The sequence below is a fragment of the Kineococcus siccus genome (genome assembly GCF_009906795.1).
GTDB classification, from domain to species: Bacteria; Actinomycetota; Actinomycetes; order Actinomycetales; family Kineococcaceae; genus Kineococcus; species Kineococcus siccus.
The window spans coordinates 1-808 of the sequence record NZ_JAAALN010000422.1 but is presented as its reverse complement, the minus strand read 5'-3'; the positions used below and the strand labels follow the sequence as shown (position 1 = coordinate 808).

Here is an 808-nt window from a genome sequence, read left to right as displayed (position 1 = left end):
GGCGCGGGCGGCCCGCGCCGTCGGGTCCCGCCGGCGGCGCGCTCACGCCGGGCCCGCGGCCCGCTCGCTGCGCACGAGCACGACCACCTGGCGCACGTAGAGCAGCCCGGCCCACCAGTACAGCCCCGTGCCCCACAGCGCGAACGCCCACCCGACGGCGCCGGCCACCGAGGACAGCGCGTCGCTGATCTCGCCGAGCAGCAGGAGCGGGAAGGCGTAGAGCAGGCAGAACGTCCCGGCCTTGCCGAGGAAGTGCACGGGCAGCACGCCGTGGCCGACGCTCGCCAGGAACGGCAGCGTCAGCACCATCGTGAGGTCGCGCGCGACGAGGACGACCACCAGCCACCACGGGATCAGGTCGCGGTAGGCCAGCCCCAGCAGCGTCGTGAGGATGTAAAGCCGGTCCGCGAAGGGGTCGAGGACCTGCCCCAGCCGGGTGACCTGGTTCCAGCGCCGCGCCAGGTGGCCGTCGAGGTAGTCCGAGGCGCTGCTCACCGCGAGCACGAGCAGCGCCCACCCGTCGGAACCCCCGACGATGAGCACCGCGAACACCGGCACCAGGAGCAGGCGCAGGAAGCTCAGGCCGTTGGGGACGGTGAGCACCCGGTCGCTGACGACCTGACCACCCGTCGCCGACACCGCGGACGCTCCTCCGTCTCGTGCGGCCGCTCCCGGACGGTGACCGCTGACGGCGAGCCTACGGGGCGCGACCGGGCGTCCGGCGGTGACCGGTCCGCTCCGCTCCCGCGGGTCGTGGTCGCGGGAGCCGACGGCGGGCGATCTGCGGGGTGGACGGCGGGTGGACGGC

General features: G+C 75.0%; 1 protein-coding gene. It reads right to left on the bottom strand.

What is annotated here, in order from left to right:
- Nucleotides 1-42: 42 nt before the first annotated feature.
- Nucleotides 43-639 carry a cardiolipin synthase ClsA gene (clsA, locus tag GTR02_RS21935; protein ID WP_338073986.1) on the bottom strand — a complete coding sequence of 199 codons (597 nt, stop codon included), beginning with the start codon at nt 637-639 and terminating at the stop codon, nt 43-45.
- Nucleotides 640-808: the final 169 nt, after the last annotated feature.